This window comes from Cellulomonas sp., from assembly GCF_036279715.1.
Lineage (GTDB): Bacteria > Actinomycetota > Actinomycetes > Actinomycetales > Cellulomonadaceae > Cellulomonas_A.
In genome coordinates this window covers 1-17,974 of sequence record NZ_DASUIR010000114.1, presented here as the reverse complement: position 1 = coordinate 17,974, position 17,974 = coordinate 1, and the positions used below count along the sequence as shown (strand labels likewise).

The window sequence follows — 17,974 nt, the reverse complement described above, 5'->3', positions numbered from 1 at the left end:
TGACCGGTGAGCGAGGGTGGATGTCATGCCGAACCGTCTGGCCTCCGCCACCAGCCCCTATCTCCAGCAGCACGCGCAGAACCCCGTCGACTGGTTCGAGTGGGGCGACGAGGCGTTCGCTGAGGCCCGGCGTCGCGACGTCCCCCTGCTGATCTCGATCGGGTACGCCGCGTGCCACTGGTGCCATGTCATGGCCCACGAGTCGTTCGAGGACCCCGGCACGGCGGCCTACCTCAACGAGCACTTCGTCGCGGTCAAGGTGGACCGCGAGGAGCGACCCGACGTCGACGCCGTGTACATGGAGGCGACGCAGGCGATGACCGGCAGCGGGGGATGGCCCATGACTGTCTTCGCCACGCCCGACGGCGACCCGTTCTCGTGCGGCACCTACTTCCCGCCGCGACCGCTCCACGGCATGCCGTCGTTCGGGCAGGTGCTGAGCGCGATGCACGACGCGTGGACCACACGACGCACCGACGTCGACGTGAGCGCGGCGGCGATCCGCGAGGCGCTCGTCGGTCACGAGCCCGGGGGTGCGCTGCCCGGAGCCGGGCCGAACGCCCCGTCCGCCCCGGCCCGAGCGCTCGAGGTCCTCGCCGGCACGTTCGACGCAGCGCGGGGCGGGTTCGGCGGAGCGCCGAAGTTCCCGCCGTCCATGCTCCTCGAGTGGCTGCTCCGCCACGGCGTCGACCCCACGAGACCCGGTGCACCGCTGGCCAGGGCGATGGCGGCCGGAACGCTCGACGCGATGGCCCGCGGCGGGATGTACGACCAGCTCGGGGGTGGTTTCGCGCGGTACTCCGTGGACGCCGCGTGGGTCGTCCCGCACTTCGAGAAGATGCTCTACGACAACGCGCTGCTCCTGCGCGTGTACGCGCACTGGTGGCGGGCGACCGGGTCACCGCTCGCGCACCGGGTCGTCGAGGAGACGGCCGGATGGCTGCTGCGCGAGCTGCGCACGGACGAGGGTGGGTTCGCGTCGGCCCTCGATGCCGACTCCCCGGGACCTGACGGCGGCTCGCGGGAGGGGGCCTTCTCGGTGTGGACGCCGCGCGAGCTGGTCGAGGTCCTGGGGCCCGACGACGGGGCCTGGGCGGCCGCGGTGTGGGGCGTCACCGAGCTGGGGACGTTCGAGCAGGGGGCGTCCGTGCTGCAGCTGCGTGCCGACCCGCCGCCCGAGGAGGCCGGTCGCTACGCATCGGTCCGGACGCGGCTGTTCGAGGCCCGCGCGTCGCGTCCGCGGCCCGCGCGGGACGACAAGGTCGTCGCGGCATGGAACGGGCTCGCCGTCGCAGCGCTGGCCGACGCCGGCGACCTGTTCGGGCGGCCCGACTGGATCGGCGCCGCAGCCGGGGCCGCTGACCTGCTGCTCGACGTCCACGCGCGTCGGGACGGCCCGGTGCTCCGCCTCGCGCGCACGTCGCGAGACGGGGTCGTCGGCAGCGCGCCCGGGGTGCTCGAGGACTACGCCGACGTCGCCGAAGGAGCCCTCGCGCTCTACCGGGCGACGGGAGACCCGCGATGGGTCGAGCACGCAGGTGAGCTCCTGGAGGAGGTGCTCGGACGGTTCGGCGACGGTGCGGGCGGCTGCTTCGACACGGCGGACGACGAGACGGACCCGGTGCTGGCACGGATCCGGCGGCCGCACGACCCCGCGGACGGTCCGACGCCGTCCGGGCAGGCAGCTGCGGCCGGGGCGCTTCTCACCTTCGCAGCGCTCACCGGCTCGCACCGCCACCGGGAGGCCGCCGAGCGGGTCCTCGTCGAACCCCTCGCGCTGGCCGAGCGGTACCCGCGGGCGGCGGGCTGGGCGCTCGCCGTCGCCGAGGCCGTGCTCGACGGCCCGCGCGAGGTCGCCGTCGTCGGGCCGGCAGGCGATGTGGGGACCGACGCGCTGCGCCGGGTCGCGGTGCTCACGACGGCCCCGGGCGCGGTTCTCGCGACGGGCCCCGCCGTGGCATCCGACCGCTCGGCTCGCGTCGGCCTCCTGCAGGACCGCCCGTTGGTCGACGGGCGCCCGACGGCGTACGTGTGCCGCGGCTTCGTGTGCGACCGCCCGACGACGGACCCCGACGAGCTCGCCGCACTCCTTGCACCCTGACCCACCGGCTCGCCCACGAGCCCGGAGGCTGCGCGCCTACCATCGTCGACATGCCGACTGCTCGCCCGCGGACCCCCGAGGTCGCAGGGCGCCCTCCTCGGGCCGATCGCGGCGCGATCCAGCGGATCAGTCCGGGCGACCTGGTGGAGCTGGCGACCGACGTCGGACCTGTGCCGATGAACGTCGGGGCGGTGCTGCTCCTCGCCGAGGGCTCCGGCGCCGACGTGGCGGCGGTGCTCGCGCAGCGGATCGGCGGAGTCGCTCGCCTGCGCCAACGTCTTGTGACGCCACCGTGGGGACTGGGCCGGCCGTACTGGGTCGACGACGCGGACTTCGACATCGAGGCGCACGTCTCGACAGTGCGCTGCGCGAGCCCGGGCGACGAGAGCGCGCTGCTGTCGGCCGCGGTCGACGCGGTCACGCGTCCCCTGCCGCGTTCGCGCGCGCTGTGGCGGGCTGTTGTCGTCACCGGGCTCGCTGACGAGCAGATCGGTCTCGTCGTGGTGCTGCACCACGTGCTCGCCGACGGGATCGGCGGTCTCGCGGTGCTCGCTCGTCTGGTGGATGGCGACGCGTCGGTGTCGTCTGCGCCCCAGGCCTCCGGGCGCGTGCGGGCCGCGCGCCCGGCTCCGCGTGCCGGGGACCTGCTTGCCGACAGCGCTGCTGAGCGGTGGAGCATGCTGCGCGGAGCACTGCGTGCCGTGGCGCGGATCCATCGCGGTCGCGTCGAGCTGGGTCGCGGCGGCGGTCGGCGCGCGCCCCGCTGCTCGCTCAACGCGTCGACCGGTCCGCGCCGGCGGGTCGCGACCGTGGAGGTCGACCTCGCCCCGGTCCGCGCCGCGGGTCGACGCTACGGCGCGACCGTCAACGACGTCCTGCTCGTGGCTGTGACCGGAGCGATGGCCCGTACCCTGCGCGGTCGCGGTGAGGAGGTCACGGAGCTCGTCGTCTCCGTACCCGTCTCGGCCCGTGCCTCGACGACGAGCCACGACCTGGGCAACCAGGTCGGGGTGATGCCGGTCCGGGCACCCGTGCACGGATCAGTGCCGGCGCGGCTGGCACGCGTCGCGGAGCTGACGCGCGCGCAGAAGACGCAGGCACGCGGGGCGTCTGCGGCCCTTGTCGGGCCGGTGTTCCGACTCCTGGCCGCAGCCCGTCTCTTCCGGTGGTTCGTCGACCGGCAACGCCTGGTCAACTCGTTCCTCACCAACATGCCCGGGCCCACCGCTCCGCTGACCTTCGCCGGTGCGCGGGTGCTGCGCATCATCCCGGTCACCATCACCGCCGGCAACGTCGGGGTCGCGTTCGCGGCGCTGTCCTACGCGGGGCGGCTCACGGTCAGCGTCATCGTGGACCCCGACGTGGTGCCCGAGTCGGATGCGGTTGCCGAGGCCGTCGCGGGTGAGCTCCGGGCAGTCGCGGACGCGTAGCGGGCGGCGCCCGGCCTCAGCCCTCGAGCAGACCGCCGCCGACCCACGCGCGGATCGCCGCGACGTCCTGCGGGCTGAGGTCCATGCGGCCACCGCGGCACAGCCCCACGACGTTGTCCGCCCACGTCTCGGCCAGCTTCTTCGCGCTGGGCTTCGTCGTCAGGTCGAGCCCGGAGTACAGCACCCCCGAGATCACGTTGTTCACCGACGCTCGACCGATGGCCTGGCCCGCCGCCTGGCAGGCGTCCCGCACCCGCCGGGCGGTCTCCGCCCGGTCGAACGGGTTCGAGCCGGCGTCGTCGGCCAGGGCGGTGAGCAGGACCCGGTACCGGTCGGTCGGCAGGTTGGGGATGTCCGTGACGTCGACCACCTGGCGCTGCAGCGGAGGCAGGTTGACGCCGCCCGCCGTCGGCAGGTCGGCTTCACTGAACCGCTGGGGGTCCCACACGAACCCGGGGGCCGGGCGCGACGCGGCACCGAGCTCGGGAACCACCTGGGCGAGCCACGGGAAGAAGCTGCCCGCGCCGTGCCAGGCGGACGTGAGCACGGACGGGTCAGCCTTCTGGGCGGCTTGGGCGACGACCCCGCCCGTGAGAGGTCGGTCCGCTGCGCTCACGAGGCGGAGCACGGCCCTGCGCGCCGGCGTCGTCGTCGGAGGCGTGGTGGACACCCTCGTGGTCTGCGCGGGCCCCGACTGCCGGCTCGCGGTGCGCCGGCGTCCCGTCGCGGCCGCGACGGGCTCGTCGGTCTCCTCCGTCTCCTCCGGCAGGTCCACAGCGACGGGCCCGACGAGCACGACGGGCTCGCCGAGCACGAGGGCCTCGGGGTTCTTGACGAGCTCCGCGAGCTCGTCGGCCGTGACGACGGTGTCCGCCACCGCGCGGTAGGCGCTCGCTGCGGGGCTTGCCGTGATGATCGTGACCCGGCGGTCGGCCGCGCGGCACCGGATCGCCAGGGGCGTGAAGTCGGCGTCCGCGGAGAGGATGACGAACTCGTCGTACCTGGTCTCCGCCGCGAGGGCGTCCACGGCGTCCAGGACGAGGTTGATGTCGGCGCTGCTCTTGCCCTGCTGTGTCAGCGAGGGGCAGTCGACGACGCTGAAGCCCGCACGCGTGAAGTTCGGCCGGAACTGCGAGAAGACCGAGGGGTTGAGGTAGCAGGCGCGTACGAGGAACCGCCGCGAGAACTCCCCGTCGACGTCGCTGCCCGTCTCGAGCGCCGTGAGCCAGTGCCCCGGGGACTCCGCGAACGCCTCGGCGGCGGCCGGGTCGAGGCGCCGCAGCCCGATGTAGACGTTGTCGAAGTCGACGAACAGGGCGCACCGCAGGCGGCGGACGGGCTCGGTGGTGTCGATGGTGGTCACGAGCGCATCTTCCTCGCCCAGCCGCGTCGAGGCGAACACGGGCTCGCCGGCCGATGCCGACGGGTTCAGCCCAGGCGGTCCAGGTACAGCAGGATCAGCCCCTCGCGCAGCGCCCAGGGGGAGACCTCCAGCTCGGCGACCTTGAAGGCACGCATCGTCTCGGACAGCACGATCCCGCCGGCCACGATCTGGAACGTCCGGTCCACGGTGATCCCGGGGAGCGCCGGCCGGGAGTCGGCCGGGATCTTGGCCAGCCGGGGCACCCAGTCGTCGAGCGCCGACCTGCGCAGCAGGAGGCGGTCCTGCGGACCGACCCCGTCGGCGAGCGAACCGGCCAGGCGGGCCAGCGAACGCACGGTCTTCGACGACCCGACGACGTGTGCGGGCTTGGGTCGGTCGGCGAAGAGCCGCGCCGTCGTGGTGAGCAGCCCCGCCGCATGCTCGCGCAGCGCTGCCGTCTGCTGGGCGGTCGGCGGGTCGTCGGGCAGGAACCCGATCGTCGTGCGCCCGGCGCCCAGCGGCAGGGAGACCGCCACGTCGGGGTTCTCGCTGCCGCCCGCGGCGATCTCGAGCGAGCCGCCTCCGATGTCGAAGAGCAGCATGTCCCCGGCGGACCACCCGTACCAGCGGCGCACGGCGAGGAAGGTGATCCGGGCTTCGTCCTCACCCGTGAGGACCTGGAGCTGCACGCCGGTCTCGGCTGCGACCAGGTCGAGCACCGCGGGACCGTTCGGCGCCTCGCGGAGTGCCGACGTGGCGAACGCGAGCATCTCGTCGATACCCGCGTCGGCCGCCTGCTTGGCGCCAGCACCCACCGCGTCGACGACCGCGCGAACACCCTCGGGGCTGATCTGCCCGGACGGCTCGAGGTACCGCATGAGCCGCAGGACCGACTTGTGCGACGACTGCGGAACCGGCCGGGCGCCGCGATGGGCGTCCACGACCAGCAGGTTGACCGTGTTCGAGCCGACGTCCAGCACCCCGAGCCGCATGGGGCCACCGTAGTGCCGGGCGGGTGCCTAGAAGCCGCTCGGCTCGGTCTCGAGCTCGGGCTCGACGGGACGGGCCTCGTGGTGGAGCGGCGCGAGGGCGCTGGTCTGCTCGAACCAGATCAGCGCGTCATACCGCTCGCCCATCCGGGTCGGCACGTAGTTCCCCGCCTCGCGCGCGGGCTGGTAGACGACGCCGATCGCGCGGTGTCCCAGCCAGGCCGAGAGCCACGGGCCCGACCGGTCCGCGCCGAACGGCAGGACCGCGGGGCGACCCAGTGCCTGATGGAGCAGGTCCTCGTGGCTGCCGGCCCGCGCCTCGGGCACCAGCATCGACCGCTCCGGCGAGCCCCACGCCGCGGCGGCGAGCACCGACCCACGGTGCGACGCGAACCCGACGAGCGCGACACCGTCGTCATCGTGCCGCTCGCGCACGAGCTGGCCGACGTTGACGAGCCCGCCGCGGGCCATGTCGGTGGCCCGCGCGTCGCCGACGTGGGTGTTGTGCTCCCAGACCAGACCCTTCGACCGCGGCCCGAGGTGCTCGGAGATGCGGTCGATCGTGGCAGCCATGTGGCGGTCGCGGACGTTCCACGACTCACGGTCGCCGCGCACCATGATCCGGTAGTAGTGCTCGGCGTCGGCGGCGACCTCGGCGTTCTGTGCGGTGTCGAACGCACCTTCGTCGTCCTGGGCCCGCGCGCCCATCCGGCCGCGCACCTCGGCGAGCAGGGCGACGACGTCCGGTTCGCAAGACAGCGGCACCAGCCGGGTGCTCCAGGCGTACTCGTGCGGGTCCTCGCGGTACGGCGTGAAGCACTGCCACGCGCGGTGCGCGGTCGGCACGGCGTCCGGGGCGTTCGCTTCGAGCCACGCGATGATCTCGCGCAGCGAGTCCCACAGCGAGTACACGTCGAGGCCGTAGAAGCCGACCCGCTCAGCCGGGGGCAGCGCGAGGTTCCTCCGGTGCAGCCAGTCGAGGAACTCGGCGACGTCCCGGTTCGCCCACATCCACGTCGGCCACCGGGCGAAGCGAGCCAGGAGCCCGTCGACATCGAGGTCCTGCTCGTCGAGGCCCCGCACCCACCGGTTGATCCGCCAGCAGTCGGGCCAGTCGCCCTCGACCCCGATCCAGGTGAACCCGCGTTCGGCGATGAGGCGACGGCTGAGCAGGGCCCGCCAGCGGTAGAACTCGTGCGTGCCGTGCGACGCCTCCCCGAGGCACACGAACCGGGCCGCGCCCACCTGGTCGACGAGGGGGTCGAGATCGGCGACGCTCCGCAGAGGCCGAGCCAGCGACCGCACCTGTGCTGCCGCGTCGGCGCCGCTCATGCCGTGTCGCGAGGGGCTCATGGGGTCGCTCCCGCGGCGCGCGCCGGCTTGGCAGGCAGCAGGTGACGGGTGAACCAGTCGCGCGCGAGGAGGGCCGCCTCCGCGAGCGTGCCGGGTTCCTCGAACAGGTGTGTCGCGCCCTCGACGACGGCCAGCTCGCTCGGGCAGCGCAGCCGGGCCTGGGCCCGCCGGTTGAGCTCGAGCACCATCTCGTCCGCGCCGCCGACGATGAGCAGGGTCGGCGCCCGGACGTCCGCGAGGCGTGGGCCGGCGAGGTCCGGGCGACCGCCGCGTGACACGACCGCCGCGACCTGGGAGCCAGGCTCGGCCGCAGCCCACAGCGCCGCGCCGGCTCCCGTGCTCGCGCCGAAGTAGCCGACGCGTGCGGACGTGCTGTCCGGCCGGGCACCGAGCCAGCTGGTCGCTGCGGTCAGCCGTTGCGCGAGCAGCTCGATGTCGAAGACGTTGGCGCGGGCCAGCTCCTCCTCGGGGCTGAGCAGGTCGAGGAGCAGGGTGCCGAGACCGGCGCGCTGCAGCACCGAGGCGACGAACCTGTTGCGCGGGCTGTGGCGGCTGCTGCCGCTCCCGTGGGCGAACACCACGACGCCGGTCACGGGCTCGGGCAGGTGCAGATGACCCTCGAGGGAGATGGTGCCGACGGGGATCGAGACGTCGACGTCACAGTCCGGGGCGTCGTCGGCGGTCGGCACGCCCTGGAGGCGTCGCCCCGCGGTGTCGAGCAGGACGATGACCTCCTCGTCGCTCGTGGGGGAGAAGTCGCGGTAGTGGTACCCGACCGCCATGAACCCCGGCGGCGTCGAGACGCACACGAGCTCGTCGGCCTCGGGCAGACCCCGGACGGCCTCGACCGGTGCGACCGGTACGGCCACGACGACGCGGGCGGCGCCGAGGTGGCGCGCTACCGCGCAGGCGGCCCGCGCCGTCGAGCCGGTCGCGATGCCGTCGTCGACGATGACCGCGATGCGCCCGGCCAGGTCGACCGGGTCTCGACCTCGTCGCAGCCGGACGACGCGGGCCTCGAGCTCGGCCCGCTCGCGACTCTCGATCGTGGCCAGCTCCTCGGCGGTGACCCGGGTCGCCGCGAGCACCCGCGAGTCGAGGACGCGCGCGCCACCCTCACCAATGGCCCCCATGGCCAGCTCCGGCTGGTACGGGACCCCGAGCTTGCGGACCACGATGACGTCGAGCGGCAGGTCGAGCGCCTGCGCCACCTCGAAGGCCACGGGGACGCCGCCTCGCGGCAGACCCAGGACGACCGCGTCCTGACCCCGCAGGTGCTGCAGCCTCTTCGCCAGCTGTCGGCCGGCGTCGAAACGATCGGCGAAGACGATCATGGCAGTGACCTTTCCCTCACCTACAGCTCCACCATGCTCCTCGAAGCCCGCGGCCGCAGCCGCAGCCGGGCATGGACAGGGAGCCGATCAGGCAGCGCCCGTCAGCGTCCGCTGATCCAGGACGTCCACCCAGGACGCGCGACCGCGATGACGATCGCCGCGACGTCGATCGCGACCCCGAGGAGCAGCTGGGCGTCCCAGAACGCGATCAGCACCGCGAGCGAGGCCACCGACCCGACGACCGCGAGCAACGGCCAGATCGCCAGCAGCCCTGGCACCCCCCAGACGGTGAGCCCGAGCAGGGCGAACGCGACGATCGTCACGGCGACGAGGACGGTTGCCACCGGACGTCGCGCGGGCTCCGGCACGAGCCAGGAGCTTGTGATCGTGAACGGGAACTTCGGGTCGTCCGGGGAGGTCACGAAGTAGAGGAGGTGCACGAGACCGTGCGCGAGGAGCAGCAGACCGACCACGATGCGCAGCACGACGTCCATCGATCGAGTCTTCCGCCGTCCGGGCCTGCCGCGCCAGAGAACAACAGCCCGGCACGCCCCGGCCGCTCCCGACCCGGGCCGCGGAGGTTCACGCAGGTGCGTGCGAGCGGGCGGCATGCATCGCACGGCGCCCCGGCGGCAGGCCGACGGCGCCGCCGACCACGAGGAACGTGACCACGCCCGAGGTGACCAGCACCGACTCGACCGTGAACCGGTCGGCGAGCGGGCCGAAGACGGCCATTCCCACCGGCATGGCGAGGGCCATGACGATGCCGACGAACCCGAACACCCGGCCCTGCATCTCGGGCTCGACCGTCTCCTGCAGCACCGTCATCGATGTCGTCGAGAAGAACGGCACGGCCAGGCCGACGAGGAACATGAAGCCGAAGAAGACGACGAGGTGCGTCGAGAGCCCGAGGCCGACCGAGAGCGCGCCGAACACCAGCGTCGACGCGACGATCATCGTGACGCGGTTCTTCAGCCCGCCCCAGGTCGCGAGCAGCGCGCCCCCGAGGACCATGCCGACGCTGAAGGCGACCTCGTTGACGGTGAGCTTCCAGACCTCGGGGCCGAAGGTCCGCACGATCATCAGAGGTGTCAGGTACGAAGGCGCGACGATGAGCACGAACACCACCGCGTAGAGCGCGAGCAGCCACCGCACGAACGTGTGCGACGCGGCGTAGCGCACGCCACCGAGCAGGTCGTCGAGGTACCCGACGCCCGCGTCACCCGTGAGCTCGGGGCGCACGAGCCGCGGGACGGCGAGCGCGCTGAGCAACCCGATACCGATCACCGCCGTGACGACGTCGACGAAGAAGACCGCGACGATCGAGGAGCTCGCGTAGACGGCCGCAGCCGCCGCCGGTGCGACGAGCATCATGGCGGACTGGATCGTGCCGTTGATGCCGTTGACCCGCATGAGCTTGTCGGCGGGCACGATCTGCGGAAGGAGCGCACCGACCGCCGGCATCTGGACGCCGGCGCCCACCGACCGGATCACCAGCGCCGCGTAGATGAGCCACAGCGCGTCGGCCCCGCCGAGCATGAGCAGCGCGAGGGCCAGCGTGGCCGTCGCGATCATGGCATCGGCGCCGATGATCAAGACCTTGCGGTTCATCCGGTCGGCCCACACCCCGCCGAAGACCGACACGACAGCCTGCGGGAGGAACCCGAAGACGGCTGCGAGGGCCATCACCGAACCCGACTTCGTCTGCAGGGTCAGGTGCCACATGATCGCGTACTGCACGAGCATCGAGCCGAACAGGGAGACCGTCTGACTCGTGAGGAAGAGCGCAGCGTCGCGCCGCCACGAGGGCCTGTCGACCCTCACGCTCGAGCTGCTCGGCTCAGTGCCGGGCGAGACCGGCCGCACCGTCGTGTCGTCGAGCGGTCCACTGGTCACACGGCCATTGTCCGCACCGGAAGCGGCTCGTCCCAGCGGAATTCTGTGTCGCGACGCGTTCCGACGTCAGGACGTGACGTCGGCCGTGGTGAACCGGCTCCACGCGAGAGCCCCGAAGATCGCGACCCACGCGGCCTGGACGCCCAACCCGCGACCGAGCACGCCCCAGTCGACCTGGATCCGCAGGAACTCGGCGAAGTCCAGCCAGTGGTGCGTCAGCAGGGCGGGGTGGATCGCGGCGAGCTGGGGGAGCGTGTCGAGCACCGCGGAGACGATCGCGACGACGACCGTCGCGGCCATCGCGCCGACGGGGACCTCGGTGAGGGTCGACAGGAAGAGCCCCACGGCGACCAGACCCGTCAGGGACAACGCGACGTAGACGGCGACGCCGGCCATCCGCAGCATGCCGTCGCCCATCGGGACGGTCGAGCCGGAGAGCAGCGTGACGTCCCGCAGGCCGAAGTACACCCCGCCGACGACGAGCGCCATGACGGCGATCGCCATGACCGCCGCGGCCACGAACATGCCGGCAGCCAGCGCCTTGACCGCGAGGAGCCGGGTGCGCGAGACAGGCACGGCCAGCAGGTACCGGAGCGTCCCGGCCTGCGCCTCGCCCGCGATCGCATCACCGGACGCGATCCCGGTCGTGAGCGGCAGGAGGAACGGCAGGCACATGAACAGGGCCGCGACCACGAGGAAGAGCCCGTTGCCGGTCACCTTCCCGATGAAGCCGGGTCCCTGACCGCCGAGCGCCGTGTCCTGCGTGATGAACAGGACCGTGCCGAGCAGCAGCGGGACAGCGGACAGGCCCACGAGCAGGGCGATGTTGCGGCGCCGCCCGAAGACGAGCCGGAGCTCGCTGCGCAGCAGCCGCCCCCACGCCCCCCGTCGCGGGCTCGCATCGGCAGGGGTCGCTGTCGGCACGACGCCCGCGGCGACATCCTCAGCGCGCGACATCAAAGCCCTCCCCGGTGAGTGCGACGAAGAGCTGCTCGAGGCTCGGTCGGCGGACCTCGAGGCCGAGCAGGTCGACACCGGCATGGACGAGCGCCGCCGCGACGCGCTCCGGGGCGACGTCCGCGAGCAGACCGGTGAGCGTCATGCCGTCCACGCTCACCTCGGTGATCTGCGCGGCGGCGAGCACCTCGGCCGCGGTGGTCACGTGCCCGAGCGTGGTCGTCACGACGAGGTGCGCAGCGCCGCGCGCGGTCAGGACGCTGCGGTCGCCCTGGAGCAGGAGCCGGCCGCGTCCCATGATCCCGATGTGCGAGCACACCTGCTCGATCTCGCTGAGCAGGTGCGAGGAGACCAGGACCGTCGTCCCGGCGTCGGCCAGCTCGCGGATCAGGACCCGCACCTCGCGGGTCCCCTGCGGGTCGAGCCCGTTGGTCGGCTCGTCCAGCACGAGCAGCTCGCGCGGTCGCAGCAGCGCAGCCGCCAGGCCGAGGCGTTGCTTCATGCCGAGGGAGTACTGCCGGTACCGCTTGGTCGCGGCCGCAGCCAGCCCGACGCGTTCGAGGGCGTCGTCGCAGCGGCGGCGGGACGTGCGCGGGTCGGCTGTCGCGTCGCACGCGTCGAGGCGCGCCAGGTTGGCGCGACCGCTGAGGTACGGCTGGAAAGCCGGCCCCTCGACGAGGACCCCGACCCTCGGCAGCACCGATCCACCCGCCTGCGGCATCGGTTGGCCGAGCAGCCAGGAGCGGCCCGCCGTCGGGCGGACGAGCCCGAGCAGCATCCGGATCGTCGTCGTCTTGCCCGAACCGTTCGGTCCGATGAAGCCGTACACGGAGCCCCGCAGCACCTGCAGTCCGATCCCGTCGACGGCGACCTGCCCCGAGCCGAACCGCTTGGTGAGGCCGTGGCTCCGCACGGCGAACGCCGACGCCTCGTCGGCGGTCAGGTCGTCGTCGTCCGTCGTCGTGTCGTCGGGAGCCACACCAGCCAGCATGGCGTCCGGCAGCGTCGAGGTCACGCCATCCCGCGCAGCGTCTCGGCCGGAACTGCGCCGACGAGCACCCGGCCGTCGGTGGTGACAAGCACGCTCAGGAGCGCCGAGCTGAGCAGGCGCCCCTCGGGGACCTGCGTCGTGAGCTGCTGGTACAGGGCTGACGTGTCGAGCTTGAACTTGTCACCGGGCCCCTTGCCGTCGCTGGGACCGAACTCCTGGATGAGCCCCTGCGCGCTCTCCGAGCCGATCGTGGGTTTCGTCCCGAGCGCGCCGGTGAGGGCCGCCGGGTCGCCCGCGACGAGCGATGCGACGTCCACATGGGCCAGCGTGACGACGGTCGCCCAGCCGGTGCCGGTGACGGAGACCCCGTCGGGGAGCGCCCCCGGGGTCGGCTTGGCAGCGGTACCGGCCATCGCGGACTCGTCGGGCAACGGCACGACGACGTCCTTGACCGTGGCGCCGGCCGGGGCCGAGAAGGCCAGCACGGCGGCGTCGGGCGTCGCGAACCGCACGTCCGTGAAGCCGAGCTCGAGGGCGGGCGCCTTCGTGTCCTGCGTGCTCCACGCCTGCACGCGCAGGGGGGTCGAGGTCACGGCGTCGATGGCCACGACGATCTTCGCGACCAGCGTGTTCTCGCTCCGCGGTGTCACGACGAGCTGGTACGCGTCGCGTCCGGCGACGGTCGTCTGCGCGTCGAGGGTCACGACCGAGGTCTTGTCGGCGTGCGCGAGGGCTGCGCGCGCGGCGTCCTCCGGCGTGGGGAGGGCGCCCGCGGTCGGGGACTCGGTCGTGGCGCGCAGGTCGCCCGAGAGCTTGTCGTAGCGGGCCGCGTCGGCGGCGCTGAGCGCGTAGTGGACGACGGCGTCGTCGGCGCTCGAGTACGTCCACGCCTGGGCGCCGTCCCGCACGACCGAGTACTCCGACGTCGCGCCGAGCAGAGCGACCCGTGACTTCTCCGCGCCGTCCGACCAGACCCGCATCGTCGAGCTGCCGCCGAGCAGGACGATCGGGTCCGCTCCGCCGGCCGATGCGAAGGGGATCTCGGGCAGACCGAGCCGGGCCGTGTAGACGACCGTGCCGGACAGGGCCGTCGGCTGTGCGGCCGCGACCTGCGCGAGCAGCGCCTCCGGGGTCACGGGCGGGAGCCCGTGGTCACCCGCCGACGCGATCAGCGGCGGCGCGATGAACGCTCCTGCGACGAGCGCCGCGACGGCGACGGGGACGCTCCACCGGGAACGCAGGCTGAAGGTTCGACGAGGTGTGGCTGTCTCGGTCATGAGACCACTGTGCGACAGGGCCCCTGAGAGCACGCTGAGAGCCGTGGCCGCCCGCCGACGCCACCCCGGCGGTCCGCAGTGGGATGCTGCAGGCGTGCGGGTCTTGGTGGTCGACGACGAGCGGGGGCTGACCCGCGCCCTCGAGCGGGGGCTGGCGGCCGAGGGCTTCGCGGTCGACGTCGCCCACGACGGCGAGAGCGGGCTCCTGCTCGCGACGGACACCGAGTACGACGCGATCGTCCTGGACATCATGCTGCCGCGCCGCAACGGGTACGACGTCGTCGCAGCGCTGCGCGAGCGCGGCATCTGGACGCCCGTTCTCCTGCTCAGCGCGAAGGACGGCGAGCACGACGTCGCCGACGGTCTCGATGTCGGCGCCGACGACTACCTGACCAAGCCGTTCTCGTTCGTCGTCCTCGTCGCGCGGCTGCGGGCCCTCGTGCGGCGGCCGGCCGGCGCCCGCCCCGCGGTGCTGACCGCGGGCGACATCGTGCTCGACCCCGCCACCCGGACGGTCACGCAGGCGGGCTCGCCCGTGGACCTCACGACCCGGGAGCTCGCGCTCCTCGAGTACCTCATGCGCCACAGCGACCGGGTCGTCGGCAAGGTCGAGCTCCGCGACCACGTCTGGGACGGATCGGGGGAGGACCTCAACGTGGTGGAGGTCTACGTCGGCTACCTGCGGCGCAAGCTCGGCCGGGATGCGGTCACGACCGTCCGCGGCGCCGGCTACCGCGTGGCGGGCTGACGAGCGTGCCGTCGGGCGAGGGGTCCACGCCGCGGAACGGCACGCAGCGCATCCGGGGGTGGCGCGGCTGGTCGCTACGGCTGCGGCTGACCGTGCTGACGGCGACGCTGCTGTGCGTGACCCTCGCGGTCGGTGCCGTCGCGCTCACGACAGTCCTGTCGCGCAGCCGGGTGGCTGCCCTCGACGGCATCGCCCGGGACCGGGCCGTGACGATCGCCGCGCTGGCCGCCGACGACCGCCTGCCCGCAGCCCTGCCGGTCGCCGAGCCGAGGGAGATCGCCCAGCTGCTCGACGCGTCCGGCCTGGTCATCGCGTCGTCACCCAACGCGAGCCGCACCCTGCCCGTCCTCGTGCCGACCGACCTGGCCGCGCTGCGGTCGACCGCCGGCGACGGGGTGCTGGTCACCACGGCCACCACGACCTACGACGACGCAGCGCGGGTCGCCGTGCGCGCGACCACCTACCGCGGCGCCCCGGTGACCGTCGTGGCGACCGTGCCGCTCGCCGAGGTGCGGGGACTCCTGGGTGCCCTCAGCGTCTCGCTCGTCGTGGTCGTCCCCCTGCTGACGGCGCTGCTCGCGTGGGTCATCTGGCTGGTGCTCGGTCGAGCGCTCCTGCCGGTGGAGCAGATGCGCCGGGCCGCGGCGCAGGTCGCGCGCTCCGGCGGTCCGGGCTCGCTCCCGGTCCGGGAGGCCGACGACGAGCTCGGCGCGCTGGCGCGGACGCTCAACGAGATGCTCGACAGGCTCGAGGGCGCCGCCGCCCGCCAGCGCACCTTCACGGCCGACGCGGCGCACGAGCTGCGGTCGCCGCTGGCCGCCGTGCGCGCCAGCATCGACGTCGCCCGGGCCCACCCCGACGCGTACAGCACAGCCGAGCTGGCCGCGGACCTCGAGGGCGAGGTCCTGCGGATGCAGGCGCTCGTGGACGACCTGCTGCTCCTCGCGCGCGTCGGGTCGGCGCCGGTCGTGCGCACCGCGATCGACCTGGGACACCTGGCGCACGACGCGCTCGCGGACGCGCGGCCGGTCGACGGGATCGGCGTCGAGGTCGTGGGCTCCGGCAGTGCACTCGGCGAGGCGGCCTCCGTCGGACGGGTCGTGCGCAACCTCGTCGACAACGCGCTGCGGCACGCGTCGAGCCGCGTCCTGGTGACCGTCGACGACGGCTCGGTGACCGTCGAGGACGACGGTCGCGGCGTGCCCGAGCCGGACCGCGAGCGGGTGTTCGAGCGCTTCGTGCGGCTCGACGAGGCGCGGGAGCGGGACGCCGGGGGCAGCGGTCTCGGGCTCGCGATCGCCCGCGAGGTCGCCCGGGAGCAGGGCGGTGACGTGGCTCTGACGGAGTCGGCGCTGGGCGGGTTGCGCGCGTCGCTCCGCGTGCCCGTCGACGGTGTGCCCGCCGCCCCGCGAGGCGTGACGCCCGAGACGTGACGACAGTCCTGTGGTTCGGTGCGGACGAGCGAGTAGCGTCCACATCCGGCCCCCGGACTGCCCCGAGGCGGCGAGCAGACGGAGAAGGACGAGTGACGATGGCTGACCTGGCTGACCTGCACGCGCAGTACCTCACCGAGGACCTCGACGAGGCCGGCAACCCCCGGTCGTTCGCGCTGCGCTGCCCGCCCGGCTTCAACTTCGGCTACGACGTCGTCGACCGGCTCGGCGCCCTGACGCCGGACCGTCGAGCGCTGCGGTGGTGCAACGACGAGGGCGAGCAGCGCACCTACACGTTCGGGGAGATCCAGCGGCTCAGCGACCAGGCGGCGTCGTACTTCCTGTCCCAGGGCGTGCGCAAGGGCGACCGCGTCCTGCTCATCCTCAAGCGGCACGCCCAGTTCTGGTGGGCCATCACCGGCCTGCACAAGATCGGTGCCGTGGTGGTCCCGGCCACGAACCAGCTCATGGCGTACGACCTCGTGTTCCGGTTGTCCGAGGCCGACATCACCGCGGTCGTGTGCACGCTCGAGGGGCAGGTCGCCCACGAGGTCGAGCAGGCCGAGGCCGAGCTCGGCCGGACGCTCGTGAAGATAGGTGTCCGGGGGACGCGGGACGGCTGGGCGGACTTCGACCAGGGCCTGGCCGACGCCGCGCCGTTCGTCCGCCCTGCGGCCGCAGACCTGCCCGCGGTCGACGACCCGATGCTGCTCTACTTCACGTCAGGCACGACCGCGCAGCCGAAGATGGTCGTCCACGACTTCTCCTACCCCATCGCGCACATCGCGACGGCCAAGTACTGGCAGCGCGTCGACCCCGAGGGCCTGCACCTGACCCTGTCGGAGACCGGCTGGGCGAAGTCGGTGTGGGGCAAGCTCTACGGGCAGTGGCTGATGGAGACCTGCGTCGACGTCTACGACTTCGACCGGTTCGACGCGGTGCGCCTGCTCGAGCACCTCCAGGACGCCCGGGTCACGACGTTCTGCGCGGCGCCCACGGTGTACCGGTTCCTCATCACCCACGACCTGTCCCGGTACGACCTCTCGGCGCTCCAGCACTGCACGATCGCGGGCGAGGCCATGAACCCGGTGGTCTTCGAGACGTTCAAGGAGCTCACCGGCCTGGAGCTCAAGGAGGGCTACGGACAGACCGAGATGACCCTCGCCGTCGTCACCAACTACTGGCAGGCCACCAAGGCCGGGTCGATGGGCAAGCCGTCGGCCGGGTACGACGTCGGGCTGCTCACCGAGGACGGCACCGAGGCCGCGCCGGGCGAGGACGGCGAGATCTGCATCCGGGTTCCCGAGGGCACCCGGCCGATCGGGCTGTTCGCGGGGTACGCCGGCGACCCGGCCACGACGCGGTCCGTCTGGCACGACGGCTGGTACCACACCCGCGACCTGGCCCGGAAGGACGAGGACGGCTACTTCTGGTACGTCGGGCGCACGGACGACATGATCAAGACGTCCGGCTACCGGGTCGGCCCGTTCGAGGTCGAGAGCGTCGTCATGGCCCACCCCGCCGTGGTCGAGTGCGCGATCACCGCCGCGCCCGACGAGGTCCGCGGCACCGTCGTGAAGGCGACGATCATCCTGGCGGCGGGGTACGAGCCCACCGACGCGCTCAAGAAGGACATCCAGAGCTTCGTCAAGCACCGCACGGCGCCGTACAAGTACCCGCGCGTCATCGAGTTCGTCGAGACGATGCCGACGACCATCTCCGGGAAGATCCGACGCGTCGTGATCCGTGCGGACAGCGAGCGGGCCGCGCGCGAGGCCGGTCCTGCCGCGGGCGGTGGCGAGCAGGACTGAGCTGGGTCCGCTCGCAGGGCGGCCACAGCGCGAGCACGCGGGCGGCGTACGTGCGCTCCGCTCGCCGCGAGCTACGGCCTGCTCTCGCTGCTGACGAACACCGGGCCGCCGCTGCTCGCCGCGAAGGTGCTCACGGAGGCGACACTGTTCGTCGTCAGCTACCGGGTGCAGCGACGCCTCGTGTTCGCCCGAGCGACAGGTGCCGCGACGGGTGCACAGTAGGCGCATGTCGCCTGTGACGTTCTCTCCAGCATCCGCTCCTCGGCGCCCGAGCGAGCTCGTGCCGCTCCG

14 protein-coding genes are annotated in these 17,974 nt (G+C 73.1%); 5 read left to right on the top strand and 9 right to left on the bottom strand.

Annotation, left to right across the window (positions count from 1 at the left end):
* The first annotated feature begins 25 nt into the window (after positions 1–25).
* Positions 26–2,101: a thioredoxin domain-containing protein gene (locus VFW79_RS11315; RefSeq protein WP_329677410.1), complete on the top strand. Its 2,076-nt coding sequence runs from the start codon at positions 26–28 to the stop codon at positions 2,099–2,101.
* A 50-nt stretch (positions 2,102–2,151) separates the two neighbouring features.
* Positions 2,152–3,531, top strand: a complete 1,380-nt coding sequence (locus VFW79_RS11310; RefSeq protein ID WP_329677409.1) for a wax ester/triacylglycerol synthase domain-containing protein — start codon at positions 2,152–2,154, stop codon at positions 3,529–3,531.
* 16 nt (positions 3,532–3,547) lie between these two features.
* Here the strand turns inward: VFW79_RS11310 and VFW79_RS11305 are convergent, their stop codons facing one another.
* From VFW79_RS11305 to VFW79_RS11265, 9 genes are all read right to left on the bottom strand, one after another.
* On the bottom strand, positions 3,548–4,894 hold the full coding sequence (locus VFW79_RS11305; protein ID WP_329677408.1) for an NYN domain-containing protein: 1,347 nt from the start codon (positions 4,892–4,894) through the stop codon (positions 3,548–3,550).
* 65 nt (positions 4,895–4,959) lie between these two features.
* Entirely contained in the window at positions 4,960–5,886 is a 927-nt protein-coding gene (locus VFW79_RS11300) for a Ppx/GppA phosphatase family protein (protein ID WP_329677407.1), read from the bottom strand.
* Positions 5,887–5,913: 27 nt separating this feature from the next.
* Positions 5,914–7,236, bottom strand: coding sequence for an erythromycin esterase family protein (locus tag VFW79_RS11295; RefSeq protein WP_329677406.1), 1,323 nt, complete (start codon positions 7,234–7,236; stop codon positions 5,914–5,916).
* Positions 7,233–8,570 (bottom strand): phosphoribosyltransferase family protein, encoded by a 1,338-nt coding sequence (locus tag VFW79_RS11290; RefSeq protein ID WP_329677405.1) that lies wholly within the window; start codon positions 8,568–8,570, stop codon positions 7,233–7,235. Before VFW79_RS11290 ends, VFW79_RS11295 begins: the two co-directional genes overlap by 4 nt.
* Before the next feature lie 101 nt (positions 8,571–8,671).
* Positions 8,672–9,064, bottom strand: coding sequence for a hypothetical protein (locus tag VFW79_RS11285; protein ID WP_329677404.1), 393 nt, complete (start codon positions 9,062–9,064; stop codon positions 8,672–8,674).
* Positions 9,065–9,152: 88 nt separating this feature from the next.
* On the bottom strand, positions 9,153–10,394 hold the full coding sequence (locus tag VFW79_RS11280) for an MFS transporter (protein ID WP_329677403.1): 1,242 nt from the start codon (positions 10,392–10,394) through the stop codon (positions 9,153–9,155).
* A 138-nt stretch (positions 10,395–10,532) separates the two neighbouring features.
* Positions 10,533–11,423 carry an ABC transporter permease gene (locus VFW79_RS11275; RefSeq protein ID WP_329677402.1) on the bottom strand — a complete coding sequence of 297 codons (891 nt, stop codon included), beginning with the start codon at positions 11,421–11,423 and terminating at the stop codon, positions 10,533–10,535.
* Positions 11,410–12,402 (bottom strand): ABC transporter ATP-binding protein, encoded by a 993-nt coding sequence (locus VFW79_RS11270; protein WP_414647946.1) that lies wholly within the window; start codon positions 12,400–12,402, stop codon positions 11,410–11,412. The genes VFW79_RS11275 and VFW79_RS11270 overlap by 14 nt, the downstream gene beginning before the upstream one ends.
* Before the next feature lie 32 nt (positions 12,403–12,434).
* Positions 12,435–13,691, bottom strand: coding sequence for a hypothetical protein (locus tag VFW79_RS11265; RefSeq protein ID WP_329677401.1), 1,257 nt, complete (start codon positions 13,689–13,691; stop codon positions 12,435–12,437).
* A gap of 94 nt (positions 13,692–13,785) precedes the next feature.
* On the opposite strand from VFW79_RS11265, the gene VFW79_RS11260 reads away from it, so the two are divergent.
* From VFW79_RS11260 to VFW79_RS11250, 3 genes are all read left to right on the top strand, one after another.
* Positions 13,786–14,439, top strand: coding sequence for a response regulator transcription factor (locus tag VFW79_RS11260; RefSeq protein WP_329677400.1), 654 nt, complete (start codon positions 13,786–13,788; stop codon positions 14,437–14,439).
* A gap of 5 nt (positions 14,440–14,444) precedes the next feature.
* Positions 14,445–15,872, top strand: coding sequence for a sensor histidine kinase (locus tag VFW79_RS11255; protein WP_329677399.1), 1,428 nt, complete (start codon positions 14,445–14,447; stop codon positions 15,870–15,872).
* A 98-nt stretch (positions 15,873–15,970) separates the two neighbouring features.
* Positions 15,971–17,683, top strand: coding sequence for an AMP-binding protein (locus VFW79_RS11250; protein ID WP_329677398.1), 1,713 nt, complete (start codon positions 15,971–15,973; stop codon positions 17,681–17,683).
* Positions 17,684–17,974: the final 291 nt, after the last annotated feature.

Bases quoted from the DNA above. Each gene is read 5' to 3' on its own strand.
- VFW79_RS11315 (WP_329677410.1), top strand. From the start codon at position 26: ATGCCGAACCGTCTGGCCTCCGCCACCAGCCCCTATCTCCAGCAGCAC.
- VFW79_RS11310 (WP_329677409.1), top strand. From the start codon at position 2,152: ATGCCGACTGCTCGCCCGCGGACCCCCGAGGTCGCAGGGCGCCCTCCT.
- VFW79_RS11300 (WP_329677407.1), bottom strand. From the start codon at position 5,886: ATGCGGCTCGGGGTGCTGGACGTCGGCTCGAACACGGTCAACCTGCTG.
- VFW79_RS11295 (WP_329677406.1), bottom strand. From the start codon at position 7,236: ATGAGCCCCTCGCGACACGGCATGAGCGGCGCCGACGCGGCAGCACAG.
- VFW79_RS11290 (WP_329677405.1), bottom strand. From the start codon at position 8,570: ATGATCGTCTTCGCCGATCGTTTCGACGCCGGCCGACAGCTGGCGAAG.
- VFW79_RS11285 (WP_329677404.1), bottom strand. From the start codon at position 9,064: ATGGACGTCGTGCTGCGCATCGTGGTCGGTCTGCTGCTCCTCGCGCAC.
- VFW79_RS11275 (WP_329677402.1), bottom strand. From the start codon at position 11,423: ATGTCGCGCGCTGAGGATGTCGCCGCGGGCGTCGTGCCGACAGCGACC.
- VFW79_RS11265 (WP_329677401.1), bottom strand. From the start codon at position 13,691: ATGACCGAGACAGCCACACCTCGTCGAACCTTCAGCCTGCGTTCCCGG.
- VFW79_RS11250 (WP_329677398.1), top strand. From the start codon at position 15,971: ATGGCTGACCTGGCTGACCTGCACGCGCAGTACCTCACCGAGGACCTC.